General features: G+C 72.0%; 13 protein-coding genes. 5 read left to right on the plus strand and 8 right to left on the minus strand.

The window, feature by feature from the left end; genetic code table 11:
• Positions 1-19 precede the first annotated feature (19 nt).
• The 3 genes from ACZJYS_RS01180 (at position 20) to ACZJYS_RS01190 (ending at position 3,537) form a co-directional block, all read left to right on the plus strand.
• Positions 20-1,756 (plus strand): acyl-CoA dehydrogenase family protein, encoded by a 1,737-nt coding sequence (locus ACZJYS_RS01180; protein ID WP_379651413.1) that lies wholly within the window; start codon positions 20-22, stop codon positions 1,754-1,756.
• Positions 1,753-2,733, plus strand: a complete 981-nt coding sequence (locus ACZJYS_RS01185; RefSeq protein ID WP_493175315.1) for a Bug family tripartite tricarboxylate transporter substrate binding protein — start codon at positions 1,753-1,755, stop codon at positions 2,731-2,733. Before ACZJYS_RS01180 ends, ACZJYS_RS01185 begins: the two co-directional genes overlap by 4 nt.
• A 93-nt stretch (positions 2,734-2,826) precedes the next feature.
• The gene (locus ACZJYS_RS01190) at positions 2,827-3,537 is read left to right on the plus strand and encodes a GntR family transcriptional regulator (RefSeq protein WP_493175317.1); all 711 of its coding nucleotides are present in this window, start codon (positions 2,827-2,829) and stop codon (positions 3,535-3,537) included.
• 34 nt (positions 3,538-3,571) lie between these two features.
• Here ACZJYS_RS01190 and ACZJYS_RS01195 read toward each other — a convergent pair whose 3' ends face one another.
• Positions 3,572-4,897, minus strand: a complete 1,326-nt coding sequence (locus tag ACZJYS_RS01195; protein ID WP_493175319.1) for an aspartate aminotransferase family protein — start codon at positions 4,895-4,897, stop codon at positions 3,572-3,574.
• Positions 4,894-7,089, minus strand: coding sequence for a N,N-dimethylformamidase beta subunit family domain-containing protein (locus ACZJYS_RS01200; RefSeq protein ID WP_493175321.1), 2,196 nt, complete (start codon positions 7,087-7,089; stop codon positions 4,894-4,896). The genes ACZJYS_RS01195 and ACZJYS_RS01200 overlap by 4 nt, the downstream gene beginning before the upstream one ends.
• Positions 7,090-7,214: 125 nt before the next feature.
• On the opposite strand from ACZJYS_RS01200, the gene ACZJYS_RS01205 reads away from it, so the two are divergent.
• Entirely contained in the window at positions 7,215-7,979 is a 765-nt protein-coding gene (locus ACZJYS_RS01205) for an IclR family transcriptional regulator (protein WP_493175323.1), read from the plus strand.
• Between the two features lie 9 nt (positions 7,980-7,988).
• Here the strand turns inward: ACZJYS_RS01205 and ACZJYS_RS01210 are convergent, their stop codons facing one another.
• From ACZJYS_RS01210 to ACZJYS_RS01235, 6 genes are read right to left on the minus strand one after another with little or no spacing between them, the layout of a single operon-like run.
• Entirely contained in the window at positions 7,989-9,008 is a 1,020-nt protein-coding gene (locus ACZJYS_RS01210) for a succinylglutamate desuccinylase/aspartoacylase family protein (RefSeq protein WP_493175325.1), read from the minus strand.
• The gene (locus tag ACZJYS_RS01215; RefSeq protein ID WP_493175327.1) at positions 9,005-10,027 is read right to left on the minus strand and encodes an ABC transporter ATP-binding protein; all 1,023 of its coding nucleotides are present in this window, start codon (positions 10,025-10,027) and stop codon (positions 9,005-9,007) included. The genes ACZJYS_RS01210 and ACZJYS_RS01215 overlap by 4 nt, the downstream gene beginning before the upstream one ends.
• Positions 10,024-11,001, minus strand: coding sequence for an ABC transporter ATP-binding protein (locus ACZJYS_RS01220; protein WP_493175329.1), 978 nt, complete (start codon positions 10,999-11,001; stop codon positions 10,024-10,026). The genes ACZJYS_RS01215 and ACZJYS_RS01220 overlap by 4 nt, the downstream gene beginning before the upstream one ends.
• Positions 10,998-11,906, minus strand: a complete 909-nt coding sequence (locus ACZJYS_RS01225; RefSeq protein ID WP_379651432.1) for an ABC transporter permease — start codon at positions 11,904-11,906, stop codon at positions 10,998-11,000. Before ACZJYS_RS01225 ends, ACZJYS_RS01220 begins: the two co-directional genes overlap by 4 nt.
• Positions 11,899-12,843 (minus strand): ABC transporter permease, encoded by a 945-nt coding sequence (locus ACZJYS_RS01230; protein ID WP_181378106.1) that lies wholly within the window; start codon positions 12,841-12,843, stop codon positions 11,899-11,901. The genes ACZJYS_RS01225 and ACZJYS_RS01230 overlap by 8 nt, the downstream gene beginning before the upstream one ends.
• A 25-nt stretch (positions 12,844-12,868) precedes the next feature.
• Positions 12,869-14,458, minus strand: coding sequence for an ABC transporter substrate-binding protein (locus ACZJYS_RS01235; protein ID WP_493175332.1), 1,590 nt, complete (start codon positions 14,456-14,458; stop codon positions 12,869-12,871).
• A gap of 359 nt (positions 14,459-14,817) precedes the next feature.
• Between ACZJYS_RS01235 and ACZJYS_RS01240 the strand changes: the two genes are divergently transcribed.
• Positions 14,818-15,579, plus strand: coding sequence for a class II aldolase/adducin family protein (locus tag ACZJYS_RS01240; protein WP_109517080.1), 762 nt, complete (start codon positions 14,818-14,820; stop codon positions 15,577-15,579).
• The last annotated feature ends 6 nt before the right edge of the window (positions 15,580-15,585 follow it).

Consider the following 15,585-nt stretch of genomic DNA (forward strand, 5'->3'; position numbering starts at 1 on the left):
ACCGAACGAGGCGAACGCCATGCATCTCCGCCCTCCCGCGCCGCCTCCCGGCGCAGCCGCCCTGGCGCCGCCGAGCGGTGCCGCCGCCGTGCCCGACAGCCACGGCCTCAACCTTTGGCGCGCCGATCCGGTGCTGCAGCGCCTCGCCGGACTCTACCTGCCGCCCGACCTGCTGGCGCATCTGGCGCCGCATCTGGACCGGCTGGGCGGCCTGGCCGGCGGCCCGCTGGACACGCTGGCCGCGGCCGCCGACCGCAACCCGCCCGTGCTGCACAGCCGCAACCGGCGCGGCGAGGACGCGCAATCCATCGAGTACCATCCGGCCTACCGGGAGATGGAGCGCATCGCCTTCGGCGAGTACGGGCTGGCGGCGCTCTCCCACCGCGGCGGCGTGCTGGGCTGGGACGCGCCGATGCCGCCCGCCGCCAAGTACCTCCTCACCTACCTGCTGGTGCAGGCGGAGTTCGGCCTGTGCTGCCCGGTCAGCATGACCGACAGCCTGACGCGCACCCTGCGCAAGTTCGGCGGCCCGGCGCTGGTGGCGCGCTACCTGCCCGCCCTCACCAGCCAGGATCTCGATACGCTGCACCAGGGCGCGATGTTCATGACCGAGCAGGGCGCCGGCAGCGACATCGCGGCCACCGTCGTCACCGCCGCGCCGCAGGCGGATGGCAGCTGGGCGCTCTCCGGCGACAAGTGGTTCTGCTCCAACCCGGATGCGGACCTCGCCATGGTGCTGGCGCGGCGCGAGGGCGGGCCGCCCGGGCTGCGCGGCGTCTCGCTCTTCCTGTTGCCGCGCATCCTGCCGGATGGCCGGCCCAACCGCTACCGCATCCAGCGGCTGAAGGCCAAGCTCGGCACCCGCTCCATGGCCAGCGGCGAGATCCGGCTGGAGGGCGCCACGGCCTGGCTGGTGGGCGAGCCGGAAGCCGGCTTCCGCCAGATGGCGGACATGGTGAACAACTCGCGCCTCTCCAACGGCGTGCGCGCCGCCGGGCTGATGCGCCGCGCGGCGACCGAAGCGCTGTTCATCGCCCACCGCCGCGTCGCCTTCGGCCGCCGGCTGGTGGAGATGCCGCTGATGCGGCGCCAGCTCCTCAAGCTGCTGCTGCCGGCCGAGCAGGCGCGCAGCATGGTGTTCCAGGCCGCCGAGGCGCTGCGCCGCGCCGATGCCGGGGAGGAGGGCGCCTATGCGCTGCTGCGCATCCTGACGCCGCTGCTGAAGTTCCGCGCCTGCCGCGACGCCCGCAAGGTGACGGGCGACGCCATGGAGGTGCGCGGCGGCTGCGGCTACATCGAGGAATGGTCCGACGCGCGGCTGTTGCGCGACGCGCATCTCGGCAGCATCTGGGAGGGCACCAGCAACATCGTGGCGCTCGACGTGCTGCGGGCGGCGCAGCGGGAGGGCTCGCTGCCCGTGCTGCAACGGCACGTGCTGGAGCTGCTCGGCAATGCCGGCGCGCTGCCCGAGGCGCCGGCGGCGCTGGAGCGCGCCCTGGCCCTGGCCGCCCAGGCCCAGGAGAGGCCGGAGCTGGCGCGGCAGGCGGCCTCCGCCCTCTACCACCTGACCTCCGCCGCCGCCCTGGCCTGGGAGGCCGGGCAACTCGGCCTGCCGGAGCGCCTGGCCCTGGCGCGGCTGGTGCTGCGGCACCGCGTGCTGCCGCGCGACCCGCTGGCACCCGGCACGCCGGAGACGGAGGCGGAGCTGGCGCCACTGCTGGCCGACCCTGGCCAGGGCGCGGGAGCGGTGGCATGATCGGCCGCCGCGCCCTGGGCGCCGCCCTTGCGGCGGCCGCCCTGCCCCTCGCCGCCTTTCCCCTCTCCGCCCTGGCGCAGCCGGGCGGCAAGGTGCTGAGCCTGGTGGTCCCCTTCGCCCCCGGCGGCCCGACCGACCTGATCGCCCGCCGCCTCGCCATGCTGCTGCAGGAGGTCCTGGGCCAGACGGTGGTGGTGGAGAACCGCGCCGGGGCCGGCGGCAATGTCGGCGCCGAATACGTGGCGCGCGCCGCCGCCGACGGGCAGACGGTGCTGTTCGGCACCTCCGGCCCCCTGGCCATCAACCAGATGCTCTATCCTGGCCAGACCTATGACCCGCTGAAGGATTTCGCCCCAGTCGGGCCACTCGGGCGCATCCCGAACGTGCTGGCGGTGCATCCGGACATTCCCGCCCGCTCGGTCGCGGAGCTGGTGGCGCTGGGCAAGGGCGGGCGGGCGCTGGCCTTCGGCTCCTCGGGCAATGGCGCCTCCTCGCACCTGTCGGGCGCGCTGTTCAACAGCATGGCGGTCACGCGCTTCGAGCACATCCCCTATCGTGGCACCGGCCCGGCGCTGAACGACGTGCTGGCCGGCCACATCGCCATGGTGTTCACCGATGTGCTGACCGCCCTGCCGCACATCCAGTCCGGCCGGCTGCGGGCGCTGGGCGTCACCACGGCGGCCCGCTCGGCCGTGCTGCCGGAGACGCCCACCATCACCGAGCAGGGGTTGCCGGGCTACGACGCCTCCGTGTTCTTCGGGCTGGTGGTGCCGGCGGCCACGCCGGCGCCGGCGCGGGAGGCGCTGCGCCGGGCGCTGGAGGGCGCGCTGCGGCAGGAGGCGATGCGCCGCTTCCTGGAAAGCCAGGGCATGCAGCTCGCCCCCGAGGTCACGCCCGCCGCGCTCAGCGCGCTGATGGCCAGCGAGGCGGCGCGCTGGCGCGCCGTCATCCGGGAGACCGGCGCGAAGGCGGATTGAGCCCCTCCCGGTTTGTCAGTCAATCTTCCGATCCTGGCCCGGCTTGGCTAGGATCGCAGAGGAGTTCTGGCAGCAGGGGGCGGTGGAAAGCCGATGACGGAGGACATGGCGTTGCGCGTGGTGCCGCGACCGATGCGCAAGCAGGTCGAGGAAGGCCTGCGGAACGCCATCATGAGCGGCCGCTTCGCCCCCGGGCAGCACCTGCCGGACCGCATGCTGTGCGAGCTGTTCGGCGCCAGCCGCAGCGTGGTGCGCGAGGCGGTGCGGCTGCTGGAGGCGGAGGGGCTGGTCACCACCATCCCCAACCGCGGTCCCTTCGTCAGCTTCCTCTCGCCGGCCGAGGCGGAGCAGGTCTACGAGGTGCGCGGCGTGCTGGAGGCGCTGGCCGGCGAAGGCTTCGCGCTGCGCGCCTCGGCTGCGGAGCGGGCCGAGCTGCGCCGCATCTACGAGGCGCTGGCCGCTCTGCCGCCGCGCGGCGCCGACCAGGCGGTGCTGCTCGGGCTGAAGCGGGAGTTCTACGAGGTGCTGATGCGCGGCAGCCGCAACCCGCTGGTGGGGCGGATGTTCGAGGCCATCATCAACCGCAACACCCAGCTCCGCGCCACCTCGCTCTCCGACCCCGGCCGGCTGCCCGACACGGTGGCCGAGATCCGCCGCGTGGTGGAGGCGATCGAGGCGCGGGACGCGGCCGGCGCCTGGGAGGCGTGCCGCGCCCATGTGCGCAGCGCCGCCGCGGTGGCCCTGCGCATCCTGCGCGAGCGCGAGCAGGAGGCTCGCGCCGCGCCCTCGGCGGCCAGGCCCTGAGGCATCAGACCCTGAGGCGTCAGGCCCTGGGGCGTCAGGCCAGCGCCGCCTCCACCGCCTGCCCCAGCCGCTCGACGATGCGGTCGATATCCGCCGCCGTCGCCGTGTAGGGCGGGGCGATGATCACATGGTCGCCCCGGCGCCCGTCAATGGTGCCGCCCATCGGGTAGATCATCACGCCGGCCGCCATGGCGGCGTCCTTCACCGCCTCGTTCACCTTGCGGGTGGGGTCGAAGCTGCGGCGGCTGGCGCGGTCCTCGACGAATTCCAGCGCCCGGAACAGGCCGCGCCCGCGGATGTCGCCCACATGGGCGTGGTTGCCGAAGCGCTCCTGCAACGCGCCCTCCAGCCGCGCCCCCATGGCCCGCACATTCTCCAGCAGCCCGTCCTCGCGGATGATGCGCTGCACGGCCAGCGCCGCCGCGCAGGCCACGGGATGCGCCTGGTAGGTGTGCCCGTGCTTGAAGGCGCCCGAGCCCTCGGCGAGCGCGCGCACGATCCTCCCCTGCGCCAGGATGGCGCCGATCGGCTGGTAGCCGCCGCCCAGCCCCTTGGCGATGGTCTGGATGTCGGGCGAGACGCCCTCCTGCTCCCAGGCGTGCAGCGTGCCGGAGCGGCCCATGCCGCACATCACCTCGTCCAGGATCAGCAGCGCGCCATGCCGGTCGCAGACTTCGCGCATGGCCGGGAAGTAGCCCGGCAGGGCGGTGACGCAGCCGGTGGTGGCGCCGACGATGGTCTCGGCGACGAAGGCGGCGACATTCTGCGGGCCGAGGCGCTGGAACTCGGCCTCCAGCTCGGCGGCGAGGCGGGCGACATAGTCGGCGTCGCTCTCCCCCGCCTCCTGGCCACGATAGGCGAAGCAGGGCGAGACATGGCTGAAGCAGCCGGCCAGGATCGGCTCGTAGGGCTCGCGCCGGGCCATGTTGCCGCCGAGGCCCAGCGCGCCCAGCGTGTTGCCGTGGTAGCTCTGCCGCCGGGCAATGAAGCGCGTGCGCTGCGGCTCGCCGGTCTCCAGGAAATACTGCCGCGCCAGCTTCAGCGCCGCCTCCATTGCCTCCGAGCCGGAGGAGACGAAATAGGCATGGGTGAGGCCGCCCGGCGCCTCGCCCACCAGCAGGTCGGCCAGCTGCTCGGCGGCCTCGCAGGTGAAGAAGACGGTGTGGGCATAGGCGATCTGCCGCGCCTGCTCGGTGATGGCGCGCACCACCCGCTCGTCGCCATGGCCGATGCAGGCGACGGCGGCGCCGCCCGAGGCGTCGATCACCGGCGGTCCCTCCGCCCCCTGCACCATCAGCCCCCGGCCGGAGACGGCCAGCAGCGGGTCCTTGCGCAGGCTGCGGTGCAGGATGCGGCTCATGAGAGGCTCTCCGAGGCGAAGCGGGTGACGACGTTGCGCAGCATGCGCGAGACGGGATTGTCGAAGCCGTTGTGCGGCAGGCTGCCGCAGAAGGTGATGGAGCCGGTGGAGAACACCGCGCCGCCCTGCGCCGTCTCGAAATAGACGATCTCGGCGCGGATCAGCGCCGCCGGCCTCTCGCCCGTCACGGTGTTGACGTGGGAGAGCAGCTCCTCCGGCACCGCGACGAAATGCGACTGGTGCCCCTCCGAGCGCGCCAGGATGCGGATGTTGGGCGGCGAGCCCTGCTGCGGGTCCGCGCGGTCCAGCTCGAAGCCCGCGGCGCCGCCGCCGGAGAGGCCGAAATCGCCGAGGATGTCCCCCTCGATCCCCTCGAAGATCCAGGCCATGTCCGGCGCGCGGGAATCCGGCAGGCGGCGGTAGTGGGAGCCCTCGAACAGCCCCTGGCTGGAGAAGCCGACGCCCGCCAGCATCTGCGGCGGCCGCCCGTTGCGGCGCCAGAGGCCGCCATAGCCGCCATCGAGCTGCTGGTAGTACTCGCCCGTCTCGGCCGCCCAGGCGCGGATGCCGCCCTCGGCCCGGCGCACCTCGATGACATGCGGCAGGTCCGGCCGCCGCGCCACGCGCCAGTAGAAGCCGTTGCCGCCCAGGTAGCAGAGCCGCCCGCCGGTGCCGACATAGGCCTGCAGCGCATCGAGCGTGCCGGGGGTGTGGTATTCGGGGTGGGAGCCGGTCAGCACCACCTTGTAGGGGCGCAGCAGCTCCACCCCCTCATTGTCGAGATCCTCGTCGGTGAGGATGTCCATTTCGATGCCCAGCGCGTCGGCCCAGGCGATCAGGTGGGTGTCGGCCGGGTAGTGGCGCAGGCCGGAGCCGCGCGCGTCGTTGAAGGTGAGGAAGCCGGGCCGCCAGGTGAGGATGGGCCGCAGCCGCGAGGAGAGCGCCACGCCGCTGTTGTCCGGGTGGCGGTTGTAGGTGGAGTGGGCGTAGTCGTGGTGGTCGTCCGGATTGTGCGGATAGGCGCCCCATTCGTCCCGGCGGGCGCGGTAGGCCGCGTCGGCATTGCCACGCGCATGGTTGGCATAGGCCTGGTAGGTGAAGCTGGAGGCCAGGAACGCCACGCGCGCCGTCGCCGTGCCGCGCGGCGGCAGCACATAGAAGGGGATGATGTCCTCCTGCCCTCCGGCGCGCAGCCGCACGCCATAGGCGCCGCTGGGCAGGCCGGCGGGGATCTCCACGTGGAAATCCGTCTCCCAGCCGCAATCGGCGAGGTCATCGGCGTGGAAGTGGATGGCGGCGTAGTGGCGCGGCGCCTGGGTCCAGACCATGGCGCTGCCATCCCAGCGGGAGCCGCGCACGGCGCGGGTGGGCAGGTTCACCAGCCGGCCGTGCAGGCCGCGCGGGCCGCGGTCGACCACCGACTGCGTGTCGATGCCGATGGAGAAATCCCACCACGCCAGCAGGCCAGGGCCTTCCGCAGGCCCGGCCGGCGGCGCCTTGCCCGTGCACAGGAAGGGGTCCTCAAGGCGGCCGTCGAACACGGCGTGCGGGGCGCCGTCGCGCCAGGCGGCGCCGATGCTGAGCGGCGCGGCGGGCAGCATGTCCAGCCGGAAGCCGGCGGCCTCGGCCGCGCCGGCATCGCCGCCCGCGCCCCAGACCTTGCGCAGCGGCGCCTGGGTGAGGCGCACGGTGCCGTCATGGATCTCGACCGTCAGCGCGTACCAGGCGCGGGGCTGCGGCGGTGCCGCCAGCGCGCAGCTTGCATGGCCGCCGGGCCACTGCGCCTCGAAGACCGGGCCGGCCTTGGAGAGGCTGAGGCGCCAGCCATGGCCGGCCGCATCCTGCCGCGCCATCAGCACGGCGGGCTGGTCGGTCAGCAGCCAGGGCTGCACGCGCAGGCCCAGCGTCAGGCCCCGTGTCGGGTCGGGGGGCAGCGCCACCCCCTCCATCGCCGCCACCAGGGCGCAGGAGCCGAGATGCGTCGGCTGGAAGCGGCCGGGATAGCGCCCCGCGAAAGCCGCCGGCACCGGCCGCAGGATCAGGCCGGGGCCAGCCGGGTTGGGGTCGCCCGAGACGACCCGCACCAGATCGGCCTCGTAATCGCCAGGAAGCGTGGCGGAGACCTTCACCGCCAGCCTCTCGCCGGGGCGGGCCGAGATGCGGTCGAGATAGCCGGTCAGCGGGACGGTCATGGTGCCCTTTCACGCATGCGAGGCTGCGGCGACAGGACAGGACGGCTGGGCAACGATGTCAATATGCAGGATCGCTTCCCAAAATACAGGATTTACCGCGAGGCCCGGCCTGCTATCCTCCGCCTGTGACCACCCCTGACGCCGACACCGTGCCGACCGCCGTGCGCAAGAGCTTCCAGATCCTGGAGGCCGTCGCCGCCGCGCCGCGCCCGCTCTCCGGTCAGGCGCTCGCGGAGCGGCTGGGGCTGACGCGCTCCACCCTCTCGCGCCTGGCGCTGAGCCTGGCGGCGATGGGCTATCTGGAGCGGCTGGAGCGCGGCGGCTGGCAGCTCGGCCCGGCGGCGCTGCGGCTGGGCCTGTCGCGGCTGGCGCATCTCGACATCCGCAGCGTCGCGGCGCCGCTGATGCGGGCGCTGAGCGAGGCGATCGACCTGCCGGTGGACCTCGCCATGCCGGTGGGCGACGAGATGCTGCATTTCGAGCTGGCGCAGATGGCCGGGCAGGTGGTGGTGGCGAGCGAGATGGGCGCGCGCCTCCCCATCGCCCGCACGGCGCTGGGCCATGCGGCGCTGTTCGCCATGGAGCGCCGCCAGCAGGCGGAGACGCTGGAGCGGCTGCGGCAGCGGGCCGGCGCGGCCTGGCCGGCGGAGCAGGCGGCGGTCCGGCACTCCTTCGCGCAGCTGGAGCGGCAGGGCTTCTGCATCGTCATCGGCCAGCTGCGCCCGGATGTGGCGGCGGTGGGCGCCCCGCTGATCGACCCGCGCGGCCAGGGCGTGTTCAGCTTCAGCTGCTCGACCATCGGCGCCGCGGCGGAGGAAGGGCGGCTGGAGGCGGCCGGCCCGCGCCTGCTGGAGATGATCCGCCAAGTGGGTGCCCGCCTCGGCGGCTGAAGAACGGGCTCAGCCCGGCATGGCGCCGCCCAGCACGAACAGGCAGTCGCCGCGCTGGCTGCGGCCAGGCTGGCGCTTGCAGAGCACCAGGCCATCGATCGGGAAGCGGTGCTCCACCGGCGGCTTCCACGGCGTCTCCGGCGTGTGCAGCAGGGCCGCGGGCTGGCCGGCCCGCACTTCCTCGCCCAGCTCCACCAGCGGCTCGAACAGCCCCGGCTCCTCGGCGTAGACGAAATGGTCCTGCCCGCCCAGGCCGACGATGCGCGTCTCCGGCGCCGCGATCCGCGCCTCGGGCGGCAGGATGCCGAGATGGACCAGCAGGTTGCGCACCCCCCGCTCGGCGATGGCCAGCCCCTCGCGGGAGACGGCGCCCGCCCCGCCAAGCTCGGTGCCGAGGCTCGGGATGCCGTGCCGCTCGGCGATGCCGCCCAGCGTCTGGTTGCCCCCCTGCCCCTGGGCACGGCCCTGCACATAGGCCAGCGGCGCGCCGAAGGCCTTCAGCGCCGCGAGCTGCCTCTCGTAGAGCGCCGGGTCTTCCGTGCGGCCGGTGAGCGCGCAGGGGGTGTAGAGCAGCGAGGAGCCGCCCGAATGCAGGTCGCACACCAGGTCGGCGCGCGGGATGAGCTGCTCGCTGATGAACCAGGCGATCTGCTGGGTGACGCTGCCATCCGGGTCGCCGGGGAAGATGCGGTTGAGGTTGAGGTTGTCCACCGGCGAGACGCGGTTGCCGGCCATGGCCGCCGGATAGTTGGCGGTGGGCAGGATGATGACGCGGCCGCGGATCTGCTCGGGCTTTAGGGCCTGGACGAGATTGGCGAGCGCCACCTGCCCCTCATACTCGTCGCCATGGTTGCCGGAGACGAACAGCGCCGTGGAGCCCTCGCCGTTGCGGATCACCACGATCGGGATGGGCAGGAAGCCATAGGCCGAGGCGTGCGAGGAGTGGAACAGGCGCAGATAGCCGGTCTGCATCCCGTCCCGGTCGAGATCGACATCGCAGAGGATGCGGGTGCGGGCGGTCTGGCTCATGCGGCGAATTCCTCGGTGGCTGCCGGGCGGTGCTGCGGGTCGTGCAGGTGGCAGGCGGTGCTGTGGCCGGGCGCGTATTCGCGCAGCGGCGGCGAGACGCTGCGGCAGACCGCCATGGCGTGCGGGCAGCGCGTGTGGAAGCGGCAGCCGGGCGGCAGGTTGAGCGCGCTCGGCATCTCGCCCTCCACCCGCAGCCGGGCGGCGCGGCGCGCGGCGCGCCCGGCTGGGTGCGGCGCCGGCACGGCGGCGATCAGCGCCCGGGTGTAGGGGTGCATCGGGGCGTCGTAGATGGCGGCCTTGGGAGCGATCTCCACCACCCGCCCGAGATACATCACCGCGACCCGGTCCGAGATGTGGCGCACCACCGAGAGGTCGTGCGCGATGAACAGGTAGGTCAGCCCCATTTCCCGCTGCAGGTCCTGCAGCAGGTTGACGATCTGCGCCTGCACCGAGACATCGAGGGCCGAGACCGCCTCGTCGCAGACGATGAAGCGCGGCCGCAGCACGAGCGCGCGGGCTATGCCGATGCGCTGCCGCTGGCCGCCGGAGAATTCGTGCGGGAAGCGCAGCGCCGCCTGGCGCGGCAGGCCGACCAGCTCCAGCATCGCCGCCACGCGCTGCCGCGCCGCGGCGTCGGGCTTCGCGCCGTGGATCACCATCGGCTCCATGACGATGTCCTCCACCGCCATGCGCGGGTTGAGGGCGCCATAGGGGTCCTGGAAGATGATCTGCATGGCGCGGCGCAGGCTGCGCAGCTTGGCCGGCGGCAGGCCGGTGACGTCGGCGCCGTCGAACAGCACCTGGCCATCCGAGGCCTCGATCAGCCGGATCAGCAGGCGGCCGAGGGTGGACTTGCCGCAGCCGGATTCCCCCACCAGCCCCAGCGTCTCGCCCTCCATGATGCGCAGGTCCACGCCATCCACGGCGCGCAGCGTCTCGCCCGGGCGGCGGAACAGCCCGCCGCCGCCGAGGGTGAAGTGCTTGGAGAGCGCCGCCGCCTCGACCAGCGGGCGCGTCATGCCGCCACCTCGGCCGTGGCGCGGATGCAGGCCACGCGGTGCTCCGGCCCGTGCGGGTCGAGCGGCGGGATGGCGGCGGCGCAGGCCGGCACCGCCAGCCCGCAGCGCGGCCGGAAGCGGCAGCCCGAGGGCCGCCGCGCCGGCTCCGGCAGGTTGCCGGGGATGGCCACCAGCCTCGGCTTGGCCGCCGAGAGGGAGGGCACGCAGTCGAGCAGCCCGCGGGTGTAGGGGTGCAGCGGCGCGTCGAAGACCGTGCCGACCGGCGCCTCCTCCACCACGCGGCCGGCATACATCACCATCACCCGGTCGGCCGTCTCGGCGACGACGCCCATGTTGTGGGTGATGATCATGATGGCCATGCCGAACTCGTCGCGCAGGTCCATCAGCAGGTCGAGGATCTGCGCCTGGATCGTCACGTCGAGCGCCGTTGTCGGCTCGTCGGCGATCAGCAGGCGCGGGTTGCAGGCCAGCGCCATGGCGATCATCACGCGCTGGCGCTGCCCGCCGGAGAGCTGGTGCGGGTAGTCGTCGAGCCGCCGCGCGGGGGACGGGATGCCGACCTTCTCCAGCATCTGCACCGCGCGGTCGCGCAGCGCCCGGGTGGAGAGGCGCTCATGCGCGCGGATCGTCTCCATGATCTGCTCGCCGATGCGGAACACCGGGTTCAGCGAGGTCATCGGCTCCTGGAAGATCATGGCGATGCCGGGGCCGCGCACCTTCTGCATCTGCCGCTCGGAGAGGCCGGTCAGCTCCTGCCCGGCGAAGCGCACCGAGCCCGAGACGATGCGCGCCGGCGGCCGCGGCAGCAGCCCCATGACGGTGAGCGCCGTGACGCTCTTGCCGCTGCCGCTCTCGCCCACGATGCCGAGGATCTCGCCCTCCTCCAGGCTGAAGCTGATGTCCTCGACGGCGGTGATCTCGCCGCGCTCGGTCTGGAAGGCGGTGGTCAGGCCGCGGATGTCGAGCAGGCTCATTGCTGGATCCTCAGCCGGGGGTCGAGCACGTCGCGCAGCCCGTCGCCCAGCATGTTGAGGCCGAGCACGGTGATCATCAGCGTCACGCCGGGGATGGCGATGATCCAGGGCGCGTCGCGCATGAAGTCCCGCCCCTCGGCCATGATGTTGCCCCAGGTGGGCGTCGGCGGCACCGCGCCGAGGCCGAGGAAGGAGAGCGTGGCCTCGGACAGCACCGCATAGGCGAAGAGGAAGGAGAGCTGCACGATCATCGGCGCCATGGCGTTGGGCAGGATGTGGTGGCGCAGGATGCGCCAGTGCCCCGCCCCCGCCGCGACGGCGGCCTGCACATACTCCATCTCCCGCAGCACGATGACCGAGGCGCGGACGATGCGGGCCGTGCGCGGGATGTAGACGATGCCGAGCGCCAGGATGACGTTGAAGGTGGATGGCCCCAGCATGGCGGTGACGCCGATGGCGAGCAGGATGGCGGGGAAGGCCATCAGCGCGTCGTTGACCCGCATCAGGATGTTGTCGAGCCGGCGGAAATAGCCGGCCAGGGCGCCGATCAGCGTGCCGAACACGGCGTTCAGCGCGACGACGGACAGGCCGATCATCACCGAGAGCTGCGCCCCCCAGACGACGCGCGACCACAGGCTGCGGCCGAAATTGTCCGTGCCGAACACCCAGTCCCCGCCCGGCGGCTGGAACTTGTTGCGCATGGAGAGGCGGTTCGGGTTGGCGTCGGTGATCCAGGGCGCGGCGGCGGCCATGAAGGCGATGATGCCGAACAGCACCAGCCCGGTGACGAAGAGCCGGTGCCGGAACAGCCGCCGCAGCGTGGCCCAGGCCGGGTGGCGGCGCCGTGGCTCGGTCTCCGGCGCGGCCAGGGTGGCTTCCAGCGGCAGGGCACCCGTCTCACTCATAGCGCACCCGGGGGTCGAGCCAGGCATAGAGCATGTCGATGCCGATGTTGACGAGCACGAGGAAGGCGGTGACCAGCAGCAGCCCGCCCTGCACCAGCGGGTAGTCGCGGTTCAGCACCGCCTGCGTCAGCAGCCCGCCGATGCCGGGGATGGAGAACAGCGCCTCCGTCACCACCGCGCCGGAGAGCAGCAGGCTGATGATGATGCCGATGACGGTGGTGATCGGGATCATCGCGTTGGCGAGGGCGTGCTTGAACACCACCTGCCGCCCCGGCAGCCCCTTGGCGCGGGCGGTGCGGATATAGTCCTGCCGCATCACCTCCAGCATGGTGGAACGGGTGATGCGCGCGAGCAGCCCCGCCTGCAGCAGCGCCAGGGAGATGGCCGGCATGGTGGCGCTGCGGAACCAGCCCCACGGGTCCTCGCCGAAGGGGATGTAGCCGCCGGTGGGCAGCCAGCCGAGGCGCACCGAGAACAGGATGATCATCAGCAGGCCGAGGAAGAAGCTCGGCACCGAGATGCCGATCATCGCGAACATCATCGCCAGCTGGTCGATCAGCGTGTTCTGCCGCAGCGCGGCGAGGATGCCCGCCAGCAGGCCGATGGCCAACGTCAGCACCAGCGCGTAGGCGGAAAGGCCGAGCGTCACCGGGAGCCGCTCGAAGGTGACGGCGACGACGCCCTTGCCCATGAGGATGGAGCGGCCGAGATCGCCCTGCAGCAGCCCGCCATACCAGCGCAGCAGCTGCACCAGGAAGGGCTCGTTTAGCCCGAGATCGGCGCGGATCTGCTCGATCTCGCGCTGGGTGGCGGAAAGCCCGGCGATGGCCGCCGCCGGGTCGCCCGGGATCAGCCGCATCATCCCGAAGGTGATGAGGCTGACCAGCAGCAGCACCGGCACGGCGCTGCCGATGCGGCGCAGGGCGACGCCGATCACCGCATCCGCCTCCCCCGCTCAGCCCTCATGGCTTGATCCAGACATTGCTGAAGCGCGGGATGCGGAAGGGGCGGAAGTTCTGCACGTTGGCGCGCACCGCCTGCACCTTGGTGAGCGAGCCGAAGGGGTAGGCATAGGCCCGCTCCAGCACCAGCTTCTGCATCCGCGCGAAGGCGGCGTTGCGCTCGGCCTCGGTGGGCTTGGTGTTCATGTCGGACCAGGCGGCCTCGACATCCGGGTCCGGCTTGTCGTCGCGCGGGCGGTAGTTGGCGCCGGGGGCGGCCAGGAACTGCATGGTGGCCAGCGCGCCGAGCGCCGGCTGCGTGCCCCAGCCGCTGTGGAAGAAATGCCACTCGGTGCTGTTCACCTTCTGCGACATCTGCACCGAGGTCGGCCAGTCCACCACCTTCAGCTCGGCCTTGATACCGACAGCCTGCATCTGCTGCTGCATGACCAGCGCCGCATTGTACATCGGCGCATAGTCGCGGTTGGTCAGGATGACGATGGGCTCGCCCTTGTAGCCGGATTCGCGCAGCAGCCGCTTCGCCCGGTCCGGGTCGTTGATGTTGTAGGTCTCCTTCCCCGCATCCGTGTAGCTGGGCTGGTTGGGGAACTGGAAGCCGACATTCAGCGTGTAGTTGTTGTCCGTCGCCGCATCCATGATGTCCTCCATGCCCAGCGCGGCCTGCACGGCCTGGCGGAACTTGAGGTTGTCGGTCGGCGGGTGGGCGACATTGGGCAGCGCGATCTGGATCCACCAGTTCTTCAGCGGCAGCACCGTGACGTTCGGGTTCTTCCGCATCGCCTCGACCGACTGCGTCGGGATGTCCTCCACCCCCTGCAGCTCGCCCGTCTCCAGCCCGGCCACGCGGGCCGAGGCCTCGGTGACGATGCGGAAGGTCACGCTGTCCAGGCAGGCCAGCTTGTAGCCGCCGAATCCCGTCGCCTCCTCATAGGCGGTGTTGGGCTTGTAGCCGTCGTACCGCGCGAGGCGGGCATGGCTGCCCGGCGTGAACTCCACCAGGCGGAACGGCCCGGTGCCCACGGGGCGGAGCTGCTGCGGCGCATCATCCTTGTGCTCGGCGGGGATGATGACGATCGGCACGCTGAAGGAGGAGAGCGCCTCGATGAAGGTGGGCTGCGCGCGCGCCATGCGGATGACAAAGGTGCCGGCATCCGGCGTCTCCCAGCCCGCCACGTTGTCCAGCGTGCTGCGCTGCAGCCCGATGCGCTTGTAGCGGTCGAAGGAGGCAGCGACATCGGCCGAGGTCATCGGCTTGCCGTTGTGGAAGGTGATGCCCTGGCGCAGCCGGAAGGTGTAGGCGAGCCTGTCGGGCGATTCCTCGAAGCTCTCGGCCAGCTCGGCGATGGGCTTGTTGTTCTCGTCCCGCGTGACGAGCGACTCGTAGATGTTCATCGCGATGTTGCGGGTGGAGATGGTGCTGGACGTCATCTGGTCCAGGCTGTTGACGTTGGCCTCCTGGCCGAACACCAGGTTCCCGCCCCGGTTCGGGCAGGCGAAGGGCGCGGCGGCGGCCGGCCCCGCGGTCAGGAGCGGGAGGGTGGCTGCGAACAGCGCCGGCAGGGCGCATCCGGTCGTGAAGGCACGCTTCATCGTCAATTCCCCCAGTCGCTGGATGGGATCGCCGGAGCACGGCGCCCGGAAGGCTGCCGGTCAGTGGTGCGGCCCGTCAACCGGAATTCATTGCGAATGCGCGGGGAAGCGATGCCGCGGCGCCCGGTGACGACGCTGCATTGCACAAGGGCTGGACGGCCTGCCCGATTGCAAGGCGACCCGGAACGCAGGGGCCGTCAAGGAATCCTGCCATTTGGGAACGTTCCCGCTGCTGCCGGCAAAGTTGCGAAGGCCTCCGATTGTGCCTTGCCATTCCTTCCCGTCTCGTGGACCCTTTCGTTCCCGGACGGTATTCCAGCAGGGGCGCCTTGAACCGGCTGCCCGCGGAGGAGACCCGCATGGCCGCGACGATCGAGAGCCTCAGCCGCAGCGCCGACGAGGAGGCGGAGTGGGCCCTGCGCCGCGACATGGCGGCCGTGTTCCGCGTCGCCGCGCGGCTGGGCTGGAACGAGCACATCGGCAACCACAACAGCCTGATGCTGCCGGGCAGCGCCACGCGCTTCCTGATCAACCCGCGCGGCTACCTGTTCCAGGAGCTTCGGGCGAGCGACCTCATCGTCTGCGACCTCGAGGGGCGCGTGCTGCAGGGGCGCGGCGAGCTGCGCAAGGTGGCCTTCCACATTCATGCGCGCATCCACCTGCAGAACCCGGCGGCCGCCTGCGTGGTGCATGTGCATCCGCGCTGGCTCACCGCGCTCTCGCTGCTGCGGGATGCCGAGCTGGCGCTCTCGCACCACAACAACCTCCTGCTCAACGACCGCATCGTCTATGACCGCGAGGGCGACGAGCCGGTGCATGTGAACGAGGAAGGCGACCGCATCGCCCGGCTGATGGGCGAGAAGAGCGTGATGGTGATGCGCGGCCATGGCGTCACCGTGGTCGGCCCCACCGTGCATGATGCCTTCGACGAATGCTACATCGCCGAGCGCACGGCCATGTACCAGATGACGGCGATGCAGACCGGCCAGCCGCTGCACCGCCTGCCCGAGGGGCTGCGCCGCCACCACCATGGCCCCTGGGGCGAGAAGCTGGATGCGCGGCTGCACCTCGACGCCTGGCACCGCATCCTGGGCCGCGAGGAGCCCGACTACGCGCAGTAGCGCGGG

It is taken from the genome of Roseomonas sp. TS2 (assembly GCF_058833935.1).